We start from the raw sequence: 18,058 nt of genomic DNA, 5'->3' as shown, positions 1-18,058 counted from the left end.
AGTGTAAATATATGCAATGCCTAAATTAAATTATTGAAAGTGAGATGATTGTGATGCAACAAACATTTAGAATTACAGACGAAGATGGTATCCACGCACGTCCGGCGACAGCCCTGGTTAATACAGCAAACAAATTCAAAGGTGCAGAATCCTTTGCAGAAGCTAACGGTAAAAAAGTAACTTTGAAATCCATCCTGGGTGTACTTTCCCTTGGTCTGGAACAAGGCGACACCATCAACATCATCGTTGAAGGCGAAGGAGAAGCTGAAGCTCTTCAAGCTCTGACAGACGTTATGGTTAACGAAGGGCTGGGCGAAATTAATGCTTAATGTCTCTGGGATCGCGGCTTCGGCGGGTATTGCTATCGCCAAGGCGTTTATCTTGGAGCATCCCAATTACTCTGTAGAAAAACGCGAAATCAACGACGTTGACGCAGAGATCGCGAAACTCGACTCAGCTCTGGGCAAGTCCCAGGCTGAGCTTGAGGCGATCAAAGAGCGTACTTTACAAGAGCTTGGCGAGAAAAAAGCTGAGATTTTTGCTTCGCATTTGCTCATTCTGAATGACCCGGAACTGATTGATCCGGTTAAGGCGAAAATTGCAGATGATAAGATTAATGCGGAATTCGCATTGAACGAAACAGCAACGCAATTTATTGAAATGTTCGAAAACATGAAGAGTGCTTACCTGCAGGAACGTGCTGCGGATATGCGTGATGTAACCAAACGTGTGCTAAATCACTTGCTTGGTATCGAATTCATGAGTCCTGCTGAGATCAGTGAAGAAGTGATCGTGCTTGCGGAGGATCTTACGCCTTCCGACACGGCTCAACTGAACCGTCAATATGTTAAAGGTTTTGCAACCAATATTGGTGGACGTACTTCTCACTCTGCAATCATGGCTCGTTCGCTTGAAATTCCGGCTGTCGTTGGAACCAAGGACATTCTGGCTCAAGCGAAACAAGGTGACATGATTATCGTTGACGGTTTGGACGGTCACGTACTGGTTAATCCAACGGATGATGTTATTGCTGAGTATCGTTCCAAACAGGAGCAATACGATGCACAACGTGCGGAGTGGAGAAAACTGCGTGATGAGCCAACGGTAACGGTGGACAACGTTCATGTGGAACTGGCAGCCAACATTGGTACACCGAATGATGTTGCTGGTGTTCTGGAGAATGGCGGCGAGGCTGTAGGCCTGTACCGTACCGAGTTCCTGTACATGGGCAGAGACAAGCTTCCTTCCGAGGACATTCAGTATAATGCTTACAAGGCTGTACTGGAAAAAATGGAAGGCAAACCTGTTGTTGTTCGTACACTCGACATCGGTGGAGACAAAGAGCTTCCATATCTGGACCTGCCAAAAGAAATGAATCCATTCCTCGGTTTCCGCGCAGTTCGTCTGTGTCTGGACCGTCTGGACATTTTCCGTACTCAATTGCGTGCATTGCTGCGTGCAAGCGTACATGGTAACCTGCGTGTCATGTTCCCTATGATCGCAACACTTGGTGAATTCCGTGAAGCGAAAGCTGTCTTGCTCGAAGAGAAAGAGAAGCTGGTTGCTGAAGGTATTGCTGTTTCTGACAGCATTCAACTCGGAATTATGGTCGAAATTCCTTCGACTGCAGTTCTGGCGGATCAGTTTGCCAAAGAAGTGGATTTCTTCAGTATCGGAACGAACGATCTGATTCAATACACGATGGCTGCTGACCGTATGAACGAACGAGTGGCATATCTGTACCAACCTTACAACCCAGCTATTTTGCGTTTGGTTAAAATGGTTATCGATGCAGCGCATCGTGAAGGTAAATGGGTTGGCATGTGTGGTGAGATGGCCGGAGACGAAACAGCAATTCCATTGCTACTCGGTCTCGGACTGGATGAGTTCAGCATGAGCGCAACATCTATTCTGCCAGCTCGCAGTCAGATCACCAAGCTGTCCCGTGCAGACATGCAAGAACTTGCTGCCAAAGCACTCGATATGCAAACGGCTGAACAAGTCGTTGAATTGGTTCAAAGCATTCAAGCGTAATGTAATTTTACGGGGGTTCCACCCGATTTTAAGGGTTTCTTTTTCCGATAAAAAAGCTGCAGTCTTGCAGCGATTTTGCCGGTATCTGTTGTTACAGCAGATACCGGCTTTTTTTGTTTTGGGCCGATATCACTATTCTGCAGAGAAGTTACATTTTTCCGTTTGTATCTTGGTTGAAAATCATTATCATTAAGATATTCGAACAATTCAATCAATGGACATCATGCTGAGGGAGAAAGTAGGGTTACCATGAAGGTCAATGAAAAAAAGGCAGGCAAGATGCTTAAATATAGCAGTATCGATTCGTTTGAAGTGTCCTGGAATGGAGAAATTGTTCATGCAGCGACAGCGGAACACTTCGCTATTCTTTGTACAAGTGGCTCAGGAACTTTGGTATCGAACGAACACATATCCCGATTGAATGAAGGGGAAGTCTATTTGCTGGCTCCTGGACAGAGGTTCAAGCTGGCGGCAGATGAGCAGGCGTTAAAAGGCTGTATGGTCCGTTTCGAAGTATACGAATATGGCGGAGAACAGCAGATGACCGCTACCCATGCTTTCATGGAGGGTTTGTTTTGGTGCAAAGATCCGCATCAACTCGCGCTCTCTTGTGATCGATTGCTTCAACTGGAGGTCGCTGGTGACGAGGAACACTTCAATAGACAGGCCGCATTATACGGTTTGATGACTTCACTTGTTCAAGCGGAGGCCAAGCCGGAAAGCGTTGAGTCTACCGCTTCTGCGATTGCCCGTGTTGCCGATTATATGAATGAACATCTGGATCATGAGTTAAAACGAGATGAATTGTCCAAGCTTGCTGGCCTGAGTCCAGGGTATTTTTCGTGGGCATTTCAGCAATATACAGGAAAGACCCCGACGGCCTATCTGATGGATGTCAGAATGAAACGGGCCAAGGAGCTCCTTTTGTCAGGTGATGGTGTAAAAGAGACCGCGGTCCGAGTCGGCTATGAAGATGAATTTTATTTTAGCCGCAGATTCAAACAGAAGATGGGACTTTCGCCTAATGCTTTTGTCAAAAGCCGCAGATATAGTATCGCAAGTGTCTCTGATCCAATCTCGGGCAGTTTACTGGCACTTGGCCTGCTTCCGAAAGCTGCTGCCTTTTATCCAAATCACGAATTATACAACCGAATGACTCGTCTGCATTCTTATGAGCTGGGGGAAGGGCAGATCTGGCAAGAAAATGTGGATCGATTGCGTGCGTCGGAGCCGGAGCTTATTTTCTGCACTGACATTCTGGGCGAGCGGGCGCGAAAAGAGCTGGAGCAGATTGCGCCGACAGTTGCCATCCCTTGGTTATCCGCAGACTGGCGCGAGCAGCTTCGAATGATTGCAGAAGTCATGGAGCATCGGGCAGAGGCGGAGGTGTGGCTGTCAGAATATGATGGCAAGGCGGAAGCGGTCTACCGCAAAGTAAGACGTAACATCGGTGGAGCTACCGTCAACATATGGCGTATCACGGATTCGGAATATCGGATATATGGCAAACGCAATGCTGGCGCGGTCCTTTATGATGATTTTAGATTGGCAGCTACGCATCGTCTCGATGACATCAATGTTTTTGAATCGGTGACTAAAGAAGCTCTGGAAAAATACGACGCAGATATGCTGATTATCATGGTAGATTCCACGCAGCAGGCGGCCCGGGAATGGAAGGCGCTTCAGGCCAGTGAGCAGTGGCATCGTTTGACAGCGGTTCGGCATGGACATGTGTACGAGGTGGGGACAGAAAAATTGTTTGAGTATTCAGCTTGGTCGCATGATCGGGCGCTATCCTATTTTATGCGGTTATTTGGCTGACTAAAGTCCAGTTCACTCCGTTTATATATCCATGTTTAGCTGAAGCAATGAATGATATGATACGTATTGAGAAAGAAAATCATTATCAGTGTAAAGAGGAGGTGACATTCCATTTCTGGAAAGCCGCCTTGGAATCTAGAGCAATTGTTTAAAGCACCTCGATTATACCCGGTTTCCGAAGATCAACATACCGGCGTACATGCTTGCTTCTATGAGGGTGTGTCATATAAAGGTCGTGCTACTCGCATATTTGGCTACTACGGCATCCCGCGTCCGGTCTCTCCTAACGAGGAAGTTCCCGCGGTAATTTTGGTTCACGGTGGTGCGGGAACAGCTTTTAGCAGTTGGGTGAAAGAATGGATGGCACGAGGGTATGCTGCGATAGCCATGGATCTGGAAGGGCATGTTCCATTCGGGGATGAGGAGCACACCGAACGGATGGAATGGCCTTCACATTCATGGAGTGGTCCTGAGAAACAGGGTGTATTTGCAGATTACGAACAGCCTGTTGAAGATCAATGGATGTATCATGCCGTAGCCGCTGTAATATTGGCTCATTCATTGCTCCGCTCTTTTCCGGGTGTAGACAAGCAGAGCATAGGTATAACAGGAATTTCATGGGGAGGCATCATCACAAGTTTGGTTGCGGGGTTAGACACCAGGCTTTCTTTTGCCATGCCCGTTTATGGCTGTGGGTATTTGCATGAACCGGGTTCCTATTATGGGCTTAGCTTTGCATCGATGCCGGAGGCAGAGGCAGAACGTGTTCGTCTATTATGGGATCCATCCACATATCTGTCGGAAAGCAGCTTGCCGATGTTATGGCTTAACGGTAGTAATGATACCCATTTTCCGTTGACCATATTTAACAAGTCTTTTGAGCAGCATCTGGAGTGCCATCCGAACAACAAAAGCAGACTAAGCCTTCATCCGGGTCTTGGACATTCTTATAAGGAGGCATGGGCATGCGAGGGGGTCTTCGCTTTTGCAGACAGTATCGTTAAAGCGAAACCTGCGCTTATTGAAATATGTGAGGAGAAGCACGAGGACGGTTGGTTTGTCGTTCGGTATGATTCATGCCTTCCTGTCCTGGAGGCCAATCTTTATTGGTGCGTGGATGATCGCAATTGGAGAACCGCAAGATGGGAGTCCATCCCTGCTTCGTTGGATACAACGAACTGCAAAGCGCTCATACGTCTTCCACAGCATGGAAGTTCGTTTTTTATGAATCTAAGAAATGAAAAGGGCTGGATCACAAGCACACGTGTAATGAGAAATGAGAGAACGGCAGAAGACAAAATAACAGAATAACGAATGAATAAGGGGATCTGTAGAAAATGAAACAACGAAATCAACGCTACTTCACGTTAACAGCAGTTTTGCTTGCGGTGCTATTATTGATTGTGGCCTGTGGCAACAAAGAGAAGTCAGGTTCGTCTGAGGCAGAACCGACGAAACAGGAACAAGCGGCTTCGGAAGAGTCCCAAGATGCCACGTTTACATTTAAGGATACAAATGGTGAGCAGACATTACCACAAAAGCCAGAAAATATCGCTTCCACAGTGACATATTTGACGGATCACCTGATTGCACTTGGCATGACGCCACAAGCTACAGTAAAATCACAGAACGAAGATTTTCCGTTATATTTGAAGCCATTCTTGAATGATGTGGCTATCATCGGTGATCAAGGTAAGGTCAGTGTAGAGAAAATGCTCTCTCTTGGACCAGATCTGATTGTGACGGATACGAACAGCAAAGAGCAATACGAGAATTATGCCAAAATTGCTCCAACGGCCATGCTTGAGAATGGATATGTGGCACCTGATTGGCAGACGGCATTTCGAGCTACCGCGGCGGCCTTTGGTCTGAACGAAAAGGCAGAAGAAGTGATAAAAACCTATGAAACGCATAAAGCTGAGGCGATCCAAAAAGTTCACGCCAAAGCAGAGGGTAAGACACTCATGGTATTGCGGATAAGAAATGATATTCGGTATTACGGAGACATGGACTACAAATGGCTTTATGATGATTTCGGTTTCTCCAGACCGGCTGTTTTCCCCGTGACAAGCGCTGAAAGTCGCTATGAAGTATTGTCTAATGAAAAGTTGCCAGAAATCGATCCGGATTACATTATCCTTATCAATGATAATGAAGAGATCTATAACAATCTGCAGACCTTGGGGATTTGGAAAAACATGAAGGCTGTTAAAAATAATCAGGTATTCCAGGTGGCTTCAGATTCGTGGTTTGGCGGGTATGGACCCAATGCGGCTACTTCCATGCTGGATGACCTGAATCGTTTGTTCGGCGAATGATGAATGACCGGATTCGTGAGGAACTGGGGAAGCACTTTAATCTTGTACAGGAACTGAATGGTGTACCCGTGGCATCGCTATGTGGAGAATCTATTGTTGATCCGGAGGCAATGAGAAGCTTTTTGTCCGCCTATCAACAGTTAATCGAGGGACAGGATCTAACGGTTGCCGCAGCCTATTTCACCAGTTGGTTCGGGGATGTGGCAGCTGCGCTGCAATATACCGTATCCGTCCATGATTCAGCTCCGAATTTTTCGCTAGCCAATCTGAGTATACATTTGATGAAGGAAACCGGGTATACACGAATTGCTTTTCAACTTGAGAACATGGATGTCACTCTCGCTCCGAAGGATTCGGAGGAAAGAACGGTCTGGCTTGAAGCAGAATTAAGACGTTTTTACAGTCAGACTGCACGTCCCCTCATGGAGTGTTTGTCCAAAGCTTCTGGGTTGCATGTCAGCATGTTGTGGGGGCAGTTGCCAACGGCTCTGCAAAACTACAGGGAGAATATTCATAATACGTATCAAGACGATGAAGCTCTCTTGCGTCAGTTTGCCGCTGATGAACTGGTGCTGCAAAATGGTCTGGAAGCTGATGTATTTGGTCTGGCCAAGAATCCGCTTCGTGTCAGGGTTCGGATGATTGATCATCCGCTGGAGCCTACGAAGAGACTTGCGATCAAAAACGTCTGTTGCTTGCAATATTTACGACAAGGTCGCTCCTATTGTTACACCTGTCCGCGATTGGGCAAGAAGGAACGGGCCAATTGGAAGCCCTAGACCGGAGAAGATAAAATAAAGCTGACAGGTTAATAAGCAATAAAGAAAACAGCCGCGCAGAAAGCAAAATGCGGCTGTTTTTGGCATTTATTAATGATTATCAACGACTGAATATGTTTTCATTAGTTTATTAGAGGTTAGCTTTTAACTGCAAGCACAGTTCAGTACAGGTTTACGGGCTGCTGTTGTTTCATCCAGACGGGTAACCGGTGTGCCGTAAGGGGCATTGAGTACCAGTTCAGGCGTTTCTTCTGCTTCCTTGGCAATGCGAATCATCGTATCGACAAACCCATCAAGGGTTTCTTTGCTCTCGGTTTCGGTTGGTTCGATCATGATGCACTCCTCGACGTTCAGCGGGAAGTACACGGTTGGCGGGTGATACCCAAAATCAAGCAATCGTTTGGCAACATCCAGTGTACGTACACCATACTGTTTCAACCCCCGGCCAGACATAACGAATTCATGTTTGCACACGCCTGGATACGGAATCTCGTAGTAAGGTGCGAGACGGGCCATCATGTAGTTGGCGTTGAGCACCGCACATTCAGATACCCGGCGTAAGCCTTCAGGTCCATAAGTACGAATGTAGGCATAGGCGCGGACCAGAATACCGAAGTTACCATAGTAAGCTTTGACCCGGCCAATGGATTGATCACCTTCGCGATCCAATGCATATATACCCTCATCATTTTTGATGACCATCGGTTTCGGCAGAAATGGAATCAAGCGGCTCTTCACACCAACCGGGCCGGCACCAGGTCCACCTCCGCCGTGCGGAGTACTCATCGTTTTATGCAAGTTCAGATGCACCACGTCGAAGCCCATATCGCCAGGTCGGGTGATGCCCATAATGGCATTGGAGTTGGCTCCATCGTAGTACAGCAAGCCACCTGCCTGATGCACAATGGAGGCAATCTCCTGAATGTCTTTTTCAAAGAGTCCGAGTGTATTCGGGTTAGTCAGCATGAGCGCTGCGGTGTCCGAACCAACAGCTGCGCGAAGTGCGTCAAGATCTACCAGACCGTCTGCGCGGGAAGGAATCGTTACCGTTTCGAAACCTGCTACGGTTGCACTTGCCGGGTTGGTCCCATGAGAAGAATCGGGTACGATGACTTTCGTACGCCGTTCACCACGACCTTCGTGGTAAGCACGGATCATCATGAGCCCGGTCCATTCGCCATGTGCACCAGCGGCCGGTTGCAGCGTAACGGCGTCCATCCCGGTAAGTCCGGCAAGGTCATTTTGCAACGTGTAGAGCAGTTCAAGTGCACCTTGAATGCTGGATTCATGCTGATATGGATGAATTTTGGCGAACCCGTTGTAACGGGCCACATCCTCATTAATCTTCGGATTATATTTCATCGTACAAGAGCCCAGCGGATAGAATCCGTTATCTATCCCGAAATTACGACGAGACAGGGCAGTGTAATGGCGAATGACGTCAACTTCAAAAACCTCAGGCAATGCTGCTGCTTCCGACCGAAGCATTTCCCGGGGAATCAGGGAATCCACAGCTTGACGGGGAACGTCGCATTCGGGCAACGAATAAGCGACCCGACCCGGACTGCTGAGTTCAAAAATCAACGATTGCTCCGGTGCTGGAGAGGCAGCCTGGTTAGTGTCTGTTGTGATAGTTTCAGGTTGGCCCGAAGTGGAGATAGAGGTTACCGTTTCCGATTGTCCTTGTGCTGATGTCGTCGTAGTTGTCTTTGTTGTCGTTTCCTGAGTCACAGCGATCCCTCCAATACACGTGCGAATTCGTCGATCTCTTCCTTGCTGCGTCGTTCAGTAACTGCAATCAGCATATGTCCGGCGAGCTCGGGATAATCACGGCCAAGTTCATACCCGCCAATGAAACCTGCATCGAGCAATTTCAGTTGCAGTGGTTCCACATTTGTTCCTTCAGGCAGTTGGATAACAAACTCATTGAACGTAGGGGCGGTAAACGTAAGAGAGACGCCTGGAATTGCGGTAAACGTATTAAGGGCATAATGGCTCTTTTGCAAATTCAAATCAGCAACGTCGATCATGCCTTGTTTACCCATAATGGACATATATACAGAGGCGCTCAGCGCGAGCAACGCCTGGTTGGAACAGATGTTGGACGTCGCCTTTTCACGGCGGATATGCTGTTCCCGTGCTTGCAGCGTGAGTACAAAACCACGCTTGCCGTTGCGGTCCGTTGTCTGGCCTACAATTCGGCCAGGAATTCGGCGCATATGAGCCTGGGATACGGCGAAGTATCCGCATGTTGGGCCGCCGAGTGAAGCGGCGATGCCAAGGGGCTGCGCGTCGCCAACGACGATGTCAGCACCCAGCTTGCCTGGGGCTTCCAGCAGACCCAGCGATAGCGGGTTGGCGCTGACCACGAGCAGGCTCTTGTGCGCATGCGCAAGGTCTGCGGCCTGTTTTACATTTTCCACGGCGCCGAAGAAGTTCGGGCTTTGAATCATGACGGCTGCGGTGTCATCGGACACGGCGGCTTGCAGGGCATCCCAGTCTGTTACACCATTTTGATATCCAATCTCAACAATCTCCAGATTGAGGCCGTGAGCATAAGCTTGCAATACCTGACGGGATTCGGGGTGCACGGTACGTGACACAATCAGTTGTTTGCGGCGGGTTGCCGCTGCGGCCAGATTGCCTGCTTCCGCAAATGCAGTTGCACCATCGTACATGCTGGCATTGGCTACAGCCATGCCTGTCAACTCACAGATGTAGGATTGAAACTCGAAAATCGCCTGCAATTCTCCTTGGCTGATCTCGGGTTGATAAGGTGTATAGGCTGTATAGAACTCGGAACGGGAGATGACATGATTAATGACGGAGGGAACGTGGTGATCATAAATGCCTGCACCCAGGAAACTGGCGTGTGTCTCGAAGTTGGCATTCGCTGCCGCTTGCTTCGACATATGACGTGTCAGTGCGTATTCATCCAGTTTGGAGGAAACAGGCAGTTCGCCCTGATAGCGAATCTCCTGTGGAATGTCATGGAACAGATCCTCAATCGTTTCCACGCCGATGGTTGCCAGCATGGCACTCTGATCCTGCTCGGTCATGGGAATGTAGCGATGCTTGCTCATGCTTGATCAGCTCCTTGAGTAGGTGTCTTTGGCGCACGTGTCCGTTTATGAAAAGGGGTCTTCACAACCTCGGCTTTCAATTTCTTGCCACGAATCTCAATCTCCAGCGGGGTACCCAGTGCAGCATATTTGCTATCAATCAAGGCCAGCCCCAGATTGCGTTTCAACGTAGGCGACTGAGTGCCTGTGGTCACTTCACCAATCTGCACGCCTTCGGCGTAAATGGGATAATGAGGGCGAGGGATGCCGCGCTCCAGCACTTCGATGCCGACCAGCTTTCGGGCAGGCCCATCATTTTTTTGCTGCAACAAGGCTTCATGTCCGATAAACGGTCCTGCATTTAGCTTCACAAACATACTTACGCCAGCCTCCAGCGGTGAGATGGTTGCAGACAATTCCTGTCCATACAGGGGCAGCTTGGCTTCAAAGCGCAGCGTATCCCGGGCGCCTAGTCCAGTCGGAACGAGTCCGTGACCTTCTCCGGCTTGCATCAATCCGTTCCAGACCGCAGCGGCTTGTTCCGCAGGAACATAGAGCTCAAAGCCATCTTCACCGGTATATCCGGTGCGGGATAACAGCAATGTAACGCCACATACCTTCGCATTTGCTACAAATCGGAAAGGCTCAATCGAAGACACATCGGTATCTGTCACCGTTCCGAGAATATCGACTGCCAGCGGACCTTGCAGGGCAAGCAGCGCCGTTTGATCCGAATCATTGGTCATCGTTACGCCTGGCGTCATGTGCTGTTGCAGCCATGCCCAGTCCTTGTCGATGTTGGAGGCGTTAACTACCAGCATATAATGCTGGTCTTTCAGTTTATAGATCAGCAGATCATCGACCACGCCGCCATCCGGATAACACATTAACGTGTATTGGGCCTGACCGGGAACGAGTGTTGTTATATCATTGGTGGTCATGTACTGTAAAAAAGCTTCTGCGTGTTCACCTTGTACGGTGAATTCACCCATGTGGGATACATCAAATAATCCGGCACGTTCTCTTACCGCTTCGTGCTCTTTCTGAATTCCACTGAATTGTACCGGGAGCTCCCAGCCACCAAAATCAATGCATCGTACGCCTTCATATTGCTGATAGAGTGGAAAGAGTGGGGTTCTAAGCAAATCGGACATCCAATCACCTCGTCATGGGCCGTCAACCGGCCGAGTGTGTAACCGTGGATCAATGAATCTGGCATCATATTTTATTATAAAAGTAAGGTAAGGACGCTATAGGCAGCGCCGCTCTATAACCTGTTTTCGTTTTTTTGGGAAAAAGGAAAAGGACAGGCCAAAGAATCGGCATGCCAGAAGCACGCTGTATTCTTAGGCTCTGTCCTTGGTACCTGAGAGTTACCCCGCCGAATGATGCAGCAGGTTTCCCCTTGGGTGATCATAACGCCCATACAGGGCGATTAGATGCTCTCCAGAGTTGCGTCCCGTAAAAGTCCTTTTGCCTGAGAGATTCACCTCCGCTTGTCGGTGGCTTACTCCTTCGGCGTTACCGCATGTACACCCTGATTCGGGTGTCAAGGGTAATCTCTCCCTTTACATTCATCCGCGGGTATTGCATAGACCAATTAAACACATTTACTACTCTCATTAAAGCCTGAATCGTCTATTGATGTCAAGAACGATATCATAGATATGAACAAAAAATCCGAATGAAATTTTTAATTAACATTAAAATGTACGTCTATTTATAAAGAGTGCGCTTACTTTTCTAATATTCACCATTATATGTAGGGAGGGTCCATTTGAGTTACAGGCATATAAGGAAGAAAAACAAATAAATTGTGAGGTATCTTGACATTTGAATCGAAAATATCATACGCTATGTTCTGGGAAAAAGGTTAAGGTCAAAGAAACGCATGCACTCATTAATGAAAAGCGAGGCGGATATCGATGAGCGAATTGAAAAGTGATTTCCTGTACAGTGAAGAGCACGAATGGGTGCAGACCGTAGGGGAGGATACCGTACGTATTGGCATTACCGAGTTCGCGCAGCATCAGCTGGGTGACATTGTGTTTGTAGAATTGCCTGACCTTGAATCGGATGTAAAAGCGGAAGACGGCATTGGAACGATTGAATCCGTCAAAACCGTTTCGGATTTGTTTTCTCCTGTCAGTGGAACGATTATTGCTGTGAATGATGCATTGCAGGATTCCCCGGAGCTGGTTAACAACTCCCCATATGAGGAAGGCTGGATGATCGAGATTCGTGTTGAGGGCGACCTCACAGCAGCACTTTCCACATTGATGAACGCGGATGCGTATCGTAAACATACGGAATAATATTAAGGTGCAAATTTCCGCTAGATACGGAGTTTCAGCTTAATGGAAAAGTTCGTTTAACGTAATAAAAATGAATCGATTGATTATAGATCCGGATGGTGATACAGCTCATTCGGAGAATACTTAGGCGCAATTGCCTCACCTGGGACAGGGTGAGGCAATTGCGCTTTTTCGTTGTTAACAGACGAAAGGGATGGAATGAATATCAATTAACGTGTTTCATCAATATTTCTAATTGAGATAGAAACAGCTCGTTCAAATAGAATAAATTTACAATTTCGTTTGTCATTAAAATGGGGCATTTCGTGGGTATGATACATGAAAGGGAATAACAGGTTCCATTCCATATACAAGGTTCAAACATGGGACAATCCTTTAAATTTAAATCTTGTCATCAACGTTCATGACGGAAGTAGGTTTTCATTTCGTTGTAGAAGATACCGTTTTCATTTACGATATGGTTGTAAATTAAGATTTATTGAAGATTTGTACCTTTGTTCGTCTGGATCATCGTTGTCAAAATTCAGTGGAATTAAGGTTTAATATGTTGAGGAGGTTTTCAATATGAGTTCAGTGGACGCAAAGTCCGAAAAAAGCGGAGGAATACGGGTCGGCGTTCAGAAGTTTGGACGTTTCCTGAGTGGTATGGTTATGCCGAACATGGGTGCATTTATCGCCTGGGGTTTGATTACGGCATTGTTCATTCCAAAAGGATGGTTCCCTAACGCAGATTTTGCATTGCTGGTTGATCCAATGATCAAATATTTGCTGCCTTTGCTTATCGGTTACACAGGCGGTACCATGGTACACGGCCAACGTGGTGGTGTAGTCGGTGCAATAATGACCATCGGGGTTATTGTCGGCAGTGACATTCCAATGTTCCTTGGCGCCATGATTGCCGGACCATTGGGAGCTTGGGTCATTAAGAAATTTGACAAAGCTGTCGATGGCAAAATCAAATCAGGGTTTGAGATGCTGGTTAACAACTTCTCCGCTGGTATTATTGGTGGGATTTTGGCCCTTCTAGCCCTTAAAGGCATCGGGCCTTTCGTTGAAGCGATTAGCAAGGTGTTATCGGCTGGGGTAGAAGCTTTGATGAACGCTGGTCTTCTCCCGCTGGTCAACCTGATCATTGAGCCAGGAAAAGTATTATTCCTGAACAATGCCATCAACCATGGGATTCTGACACCGATTGGTACGGATCAAGCAAGAGAACTGGGGCAATCCGTATTATTCATGCTTGAATCCAACCCAGGACCTGGACTCGGCATTTTGCTGGCATACTGCTTCTTCGGTCGCGGATCAGCCAAATCTTCCGCTCCAGGTGCTGTAATCATTCATTTCTTTGGCGGGATTCACGAGATTTATTTCCCTTACATTCTGATGAGACCGATACTGATTCTGGCTGCGATGGCTGGTGGTGTGGCGGGTACATTGACCTTCATGCTGACAGGAGCTGGTTTGGTATCTGCACCGTCACCGGGAAGTATCATTGCCTACTCATTGTTAACACCTAAGGGCGGATATCTTGGTATGTTTGCCGGGGTAGCCGTAGCTGCGGTTATCTCCTTCCTCGTGGCATCCATACTGCTCAAAACAGGTAAACAGAAGGATGACGAAGATCTGGATAGTGCTTCCAGCCGCATGAAAGATATGAAAAATCAGGGCAAAACGGGTAACCTCACCGTTGATAAAGACAATCGTGAAGCTGACCGTGCAGCCGATATTGCTTCTTCGGCAGTAAAAACGGATATCAATAAAATTGTATTCTCCTGTGATGCAGGTATGGGTTCGAGTGCCATGGGTGCCTCGATTCTGCGGAAGAAAATGAAGGCAGCCGGTGTGGATGTCGCTGTAACCAACACGGCGATCAGTGAGATTCCACAAGATGCCGACATCGTCATCACACAGAAAACATTGACTGACCGGGCCAAATCCGTGGCTCCAAATGCAGAGCATATTTCCATCGATAACTTCCTGAAGAGTCCTGAATATGAGGCACTGGTGGAGCGCCTCAAATCCGACTCCTGATGAGTAATATTACAAGGAGACAGCGTGAGATCGTGGAGTTCCTGCTGGAGCATCCTCATGAGGTAACTGCTGGCGATATAGCTGTTGTGGTCAAAGTAAGCACTCGTACCGTACATCGAGAGTTGCAGATGATTGAACAATGGCTTGAGCCCCTTGGCATGAGATTGGAAAAAAAATCGGGAACCGGGGTTCGAATTGATCCCGGTTCCGATGATTTGGCCGTATTGCGTCAACAACTTGAGCTTAACGAATATGTGGAGTTTACGCCCGAAGAGCGTAAACTCTTCATGCTTTGTATTTTGCTGGATGAATCCGAGCCTGTGAAGCTGCTTGCATTGGCCTCAGATCTGAAGGTAACCGTGTCTACGGCAAGCAATGATCTGGACGATCTGGAACCACGCATTCAGCTGGCTGGATTGAAGCTGGTTCGCAGACGTGGATATGGGGTCAAGATCAATGGAAGCGAGCTGGCTCATCGCATGGCTATTTCCGCGCTCGCTCTTGAATATCTGGATGAATCCGATTTATTCGGTAGACAAGCGGAGCAGGGAGTTTCCAAAGTAAACAGCAAACTTCTGGAAATGATAGGGCATGAGGATGTACTTACGGTCGAAAATGCATTATGGCAGCCGGATATTGAGTGGTTGGAAAATATCCCGGAACGTCAATACATGAAGCTGCTGATCCAATTGTCTGTAGCGGTTGTGCGGATTCGCAAAGGTTTTGGCATAGGTCGGGGCACACAACAGGACAAAAATGACGTTGGGAATCCACTGCAAGATGAGCGGAAGGTGCCGGAATATTTGGCTTCACGGTTGTGCGGCGTTCTATCTGCCCAGCTTGGGCTGGAGTTTGTCGGCGAGGAGCAGGCTTATTTTCACAGGCTGCTAGTTGAAATCGAGCAATCGATTCATTCCTCGCGTCTTCTGCCCATAGACGATCTGGTCTTACTCGACATGGTTCGTTCTCTTACAGATCGAATGCAGGAGAAAACTCATTATTCGTTCCATGAGGATCGTCTGCTTCGTGAAGGTCTGATTGCCCATATAGAGCCGGTGCTGGAACGAATGGATGGGCGGCAGCTCATCCGTAATCCGTTGCTTCAGCAGATCCGCAAGGATTATGAATCACTGTTTGAGGATGTAAAGAAAGCCGTGCGAGAGGCTTGGCCCAATACGGATGTGCCGGATGAGGAGATCGGATTTTTGGTAATGCACTTCGGTGCTTCCATTGAACGGCTGCGGGTGCTGAAGCGTGAAATCAGGGCTGTCGTCGTCTGTACGAGTGGGATTGGATCTTCACGGATGTTATCGAGCCGTCTGTCCAAGGAAATTCCCGAAATTCGGATTGTGGACAGCGTGTCCTGGTATGAAGCCGCACGTATACCGAAGACGGAATATGATCTGGTTCTCTCTACCGTGGATCTGCCGATGGATAAACATCAATACTACAAGGTAAGCCCACTGCTGACGGCAGAAGAAAGTGAACGTTTAAGAAACTTCATCAGGACAACGACGCTTCAGCGGGAACATAGTCCCCCACCTGAAGCAGACTCAGGGACAACAGGACGAATTTCCGATCCGGTTGGACTGGAAGCGACCCTGATTGAAATCGTACAGATAATCGGCAAGTTTCAGGTGTTCCCGCTGGATAATCAGGAGATCGGATTTTTAGAAACGGCTTACGCCATGTGCAGCGTTTTGCATCAATCCGGTGTATTGAATAATCCAGATGAGATTGCCAGGCTGCTGGAGGAGCGTGAAGCTGTTGGAAGTCAGAAGATTCCCGGAACTTCCCTCGCTCTGTTTCATACACGCAGTGATGGCATTCACAGTCCTTCAATTACGCTGTTCCAATTGACAGAGCCGCTTCTACGCACGCCGGAAGACCCGGCAGGTGTCAGCCATGTGCTCTTGATGCTTGGACCCAGACAGTTATCGAAGGAAAGTTTGGAGGTACTGAGTGAAATCAGTGCGCTATTGTTGCAGGAAGAAATGATTGCATTACTTGAAAAAGGCAACCGGGATGATCTTATTCATTACTTGTCCCAAGAACTTGCGGGATTTTACCGCAGCAAAACCGAAATTGGAGGTATTCAAACATGAGTGTGTTAACTAAAGATAAAGTCATCATGAATGCAACGGCTCAGGACAAATACGAAGCGATTCGTATGGCAGGTCAAATTTTGAAAGACGCGGGACATATCACCGCTGAATACATCGACAAAATGCTGGAGCGTGAAGAGATTGTCTCCACGTATGTCGGCAACGGACTTGCGATTCCACACGGCACGAAGGAATCCAAATCATTCATCCTGTCCACAGGCATTTCCGTCATTCAGTTCCCGCAAGGTGTTGATTTTGGGGAAGAAAAAGCGTATATGGTCATTGGTATCGCCGCTCAAGGTGGAGAACATATGGAGATCCTGACCAGCATCGCAGTCATCTGCGCCGAGGAAGAGAACATGGAAGCTTTGCGTCATGCTCAAACCGCCGAAGAAGTCATCACTATTTTGGAAAGTGAAATGGAACTATGAAGGCCCTTCACTTTGGAGCAGGTAATATTGGACGTGGCTTTATCGGTTTGATTCTGTCCCGTGCAGGCTACAATGTTGTTTTCTCCGACGTTAATCAGGAGCTGGTTAAGGCTCTAGAGCAGCGTGGAGAGTATACGGTTGAACTGGCTAACGAGGCCAAAGACCTGGAGACAGTTACCGGTGTGAGTGCAATCGATGGAACCAATTTGGATACCGTTGCTCAGAATGTTGCAGAAGCTGAACTGATCACAACTGCAGTGGGCGTGAACATTCTGAAACATATTGCTCCCGGTATTGCCAAAGGACTTACGTCCAGATTGGGAACGGGCGATGTCTTCCAGCCCCTTCACATTATTGCCTGTGAAAATGCAATTGGAGCCAGCACTCAGCTGAAAGAACATGTATATGGCCTGCTTGATGAGCGGACTCGCCTGCTTGCGGATCAGTACGTGTATTTCCCGGACTCTGCCGTAGATCGGATTGTGCCGATTCAGCATCATGAAGATTCATTGCATGTACAGGTAGAGCCTTTCTATGAATGGGTTGTTGACCGTTCACAAATGGCCCCTGCGTTCAAACCGGTTGAGGGTGTAATGTATGTGGATGATCTGGAGCCTTATATCGAACGGAAGCTGTTTACCGTAAATACGGGACACTGTATTGCCGCTTATATTGGATATGTGAATGGGTTTGATACAATTCAGAAGGCTATTGCCGATGAAAAAGTCAAATCCATCGTATATGGTGCCTTGCAGGAAACCGGAGCCGTTTTGGTGAAGCGTTTTGGATTCAATGCCGACGATCATCAGTTGTACATTGCCAAAATATTGGAACGGTTCGTTAACCCGCATCTGACGGATGAGGTAACTCGTGTAGGACGTTCTCCACTGCGGAAACTGTCCCCGAATGACCGTCTGGTTCGCCCAGCTCTCCAGGCTTACGAGTATGGAACGGAGACAACACTTTTGGCGATGGGTATGGCCGCTGCCTGCAAGTTTGACGTATCCGAAGACCCGGAAGCGGTGGAACTCCAGACTACGATCCAGCAAAAAGGGATTGAAGCAGCACTCAGCCAGTATACGTCCATGGATGAGAGTCATCCTGTACTGAAGCAGGCTGTAGCGCATTATCAACAAATGCAGAAGTAACGTTCTGTATTTCA

Annotated in this window: 14 protein-coding genes and 2 riboswitches; of the genes, 11 read left to right on the top strand and 3 right to left on the bottom strand. The window is 47.9% G+C overall.

All coding sequences use genetic code 11. The features are described from left to right. Nucleotides 1-53: 53 nt before the first annotated feature. The 6 genes from AC4PM4_RS14585 to AC4PM4_RS14560 all read left to right on the top strand — a co-directional run bounded on the left by AC4PM4_RS14585 (nt 54) and on the right by AC4PM4_RS14560 (nt 6,952). Nucleotides 54-329, top strand: coding sequence for an HPr family phosphocarrier protein (locus tag AC4PM4_RS14585; protein WP_024633102.1), 276 nt, complete (start codon nt 54-56; stop codon nt 327-329). Further along, nucleotides 322-2,034: a phosphoenolpyruvate--protein phosphotransferase gene (gene ptsP, locus AC4PM4_RS14580; RefSeq protein WP_063566874.1), complete on the top strand. Its 1,713-nt coding sequence runs from the start codon at nt 322-324 to the stop codon at nt 2,032-2,034. Before AC4PM4_RS14585 ends, ptsP begins: the two co-directional genes overlap by 8 nt. Nucleotides 2,035-2,283: 249 nt before the next feature. Next, complete coding sequence (locus AC4PM4_RS14575) at nt 2,284-3,855, top strand: helix-turn-helix domain-containing protein (RefSeq protein WP_072734744.1); 1,572 nt, start codon at nt 2,284-2,286, stop codon at nt 3,853-3,855. A gap of 144 nt (nt 3,856-3,999) precedes the next feature. Then, a complete protein-coding gene (locus AC4PM4_RS14570; RefSeq protein ID WP_491613920.1) occupies nt 4,000-5,166 on the top strand; it encodes an alpha/beta hydrolase family protein in 1,167 nt (388 codons plus the stop codon). A gap of 26 nt (nt 5,167-5,192) precedes the next feature. Next, the gene (locus tag AC4PM4_RS14565) at nt 5,193-6,173 is read left to right on the top strand and encodes an ABC transporter substrate-binding protein (protein WP_090809516.1); all 981 of its coding nucleotides are present in this window, start codon (nt 5,193-5,195) and stop codon (nt 6,171-6,173) included. Further along, the gene (locus tag AC4PM4_RS14560; protein WP_143021569.1) at nt 6,170-6,952 is read left to right on the top strand and encodes a hypothetical protein; all 783 of its coding nucleotides are present in this window, start codon (nt 6,170-6,172) and stop codon (nt 6,950-6,952) included. The genes AC4PM4_RS14565 and AC4PM4_RS14560 overlap by 4 nt, the downstream gene beginning before the upstream one ends. A 144-nt stretch (nt 6,953-7,096) precedes the next feature. Here the strand turns inward: AC4PM4_RS14560 and gcvPB are convergent, their stop codons facing one another. The 3 genes from gcvPB to gcvT all read right to left on the bottom strand — a co-directional run bounded on the left by gcvPB (nt 7,097) and on the right by gcvT (nt 11,168). After that, a complete protein-coding gene (gene gcvPB / locus AC4PM4_RS14555) occupies nt 7,097-8,584 on the bottom strand; it encodes an aminomethyl-transferring glycine dehydrogenase subunit GcvPB (RefSeq protein ID WP_072734812.1) in 1,488 nt (495 codons plus the stop codon). 95 nt (nt 8,585-8,679) lie between these two features. Then, complete coding sequence (gcvPA, locus tag AC4PM4_RS14550) at nt 8,680-10,035, bottom strand: aminomethyl-transferring glycine dehydrogenase subunit GcvPA (protein WP_063566880.1); 1,356 nt, start codon at nt 10,033-10,035, stop codon at nt 8,680-8,682. Continuing rightward, entirely contained in the window at nt 10,032-11,168 is a 1,137-nt protein-coding gene (gene gcvT / locus AC4PM4_RS14545) for a glycine cleavage system aminomethyltransferase GcvT (protein ID WP_491613919.1), read from the bottom strand. Before gcvT ends, gcvPA begins: the two co-directional genes overlap by 4 nt. A 197-nt stretch (nt 11,169-11,365) precedes the next feature. Continuing rightward, nucleotides 11,366-11,466: riboswitch (glycine riboswitch) on the bottom strand. A gap of 3 nt (nt 11,467-11,469) precedes the next feature. Next, a riboswitch (glycine riboswitch) is annotated at nt 11,470-11,592 on the bottom strand. A gap of 347 nt (nt 11,593-11,939) precedes the next feature. Between gcvT and gcvH the strand changes: the two genes are divergently transcribed. The 5 genes from gcvH (at nt 11,940) to AC4PM4_RS14520 (ending at nt 18,044) form a co-directional block, all read left to right on the top strand. Further along, nucleotides 11,940-12,329 (top strand): glycine cleavage system protein GcvH, encoded by a 390-nt coding sequence (gcvH, locus tag AC4PM4_RS14540; protein WP_063566882.1) that lies wholly within the window; start codon nt 11,940-11,942, stop codon nt 12,327-12,329. 564 nt (nt 12,330-12,893) lie between these two features. Continuing rightward, nucleotides 12,894-14,360 (top strand): PTS mannitol transporter subunit IIBC, encoded by a 1,467-nt coding sequence (locus AC4PM4_RS14535; protein ID WP_079697443.1) that lies wholly within the window; start codon nt 12,894-12,896, stop codon nt 14,358-14,360. After that, nucleotides 14,360-16,465, top strand: a complete 2,106-nt coding sequence (locus tag AC4PM4_RS14530; protein WP_491613918.1) for a BglG family transcription antiterminator — start codon at nt 14,360-14,362, stop codon at nt 16,463-16,465. Before AC4PM4_RS14535 ends, AC4PM4_RS14530 begins: the two co-directional genes overlap by 1 nt. Continuing rightward, nucleotides 16,462-16,896, top strand: a complete 435-nt coding sequence (locus AC4PM4_RS14525; protein WP_024633110.1) for a PTS mannitol transporter subunit IIA — start codon at nt 16,462-16,464, stop codon at nt 16,894-16,896. The genes AC4PM4_RS14530 and AC4PM4_RS14525 overlap by 4 nt, the downstream gene beginning before the upstream one ends. Continuing rightward, nucleotides 16,893-18,044, top strand: coding sequence for a mannitol-1-phosphate 5-dehydrogenase (locus tag AC4PM4_RS14520; protein WP_400346172.1), 1,152 nt, complete (start codon nt 16,893-16,895; stop codon nt 18,042-18,044). Before AC4PM4_RS14525 ends, AC4PM4_RS14520 begins: the two co-directional genes overlap by 4 nt. The last annotated feature ends 14 nt before the right edge of the window (nt 18,045-18,058 follow it).

The organism is Paenibacillus sp. MDV22-iso6 (assembly GCF_058408365.1).
The sequence above is the reverse complement of the archived record's forward strand: the minus strand, read 5'-3'. Positions and strand labels throughout refer to the sequence as shown.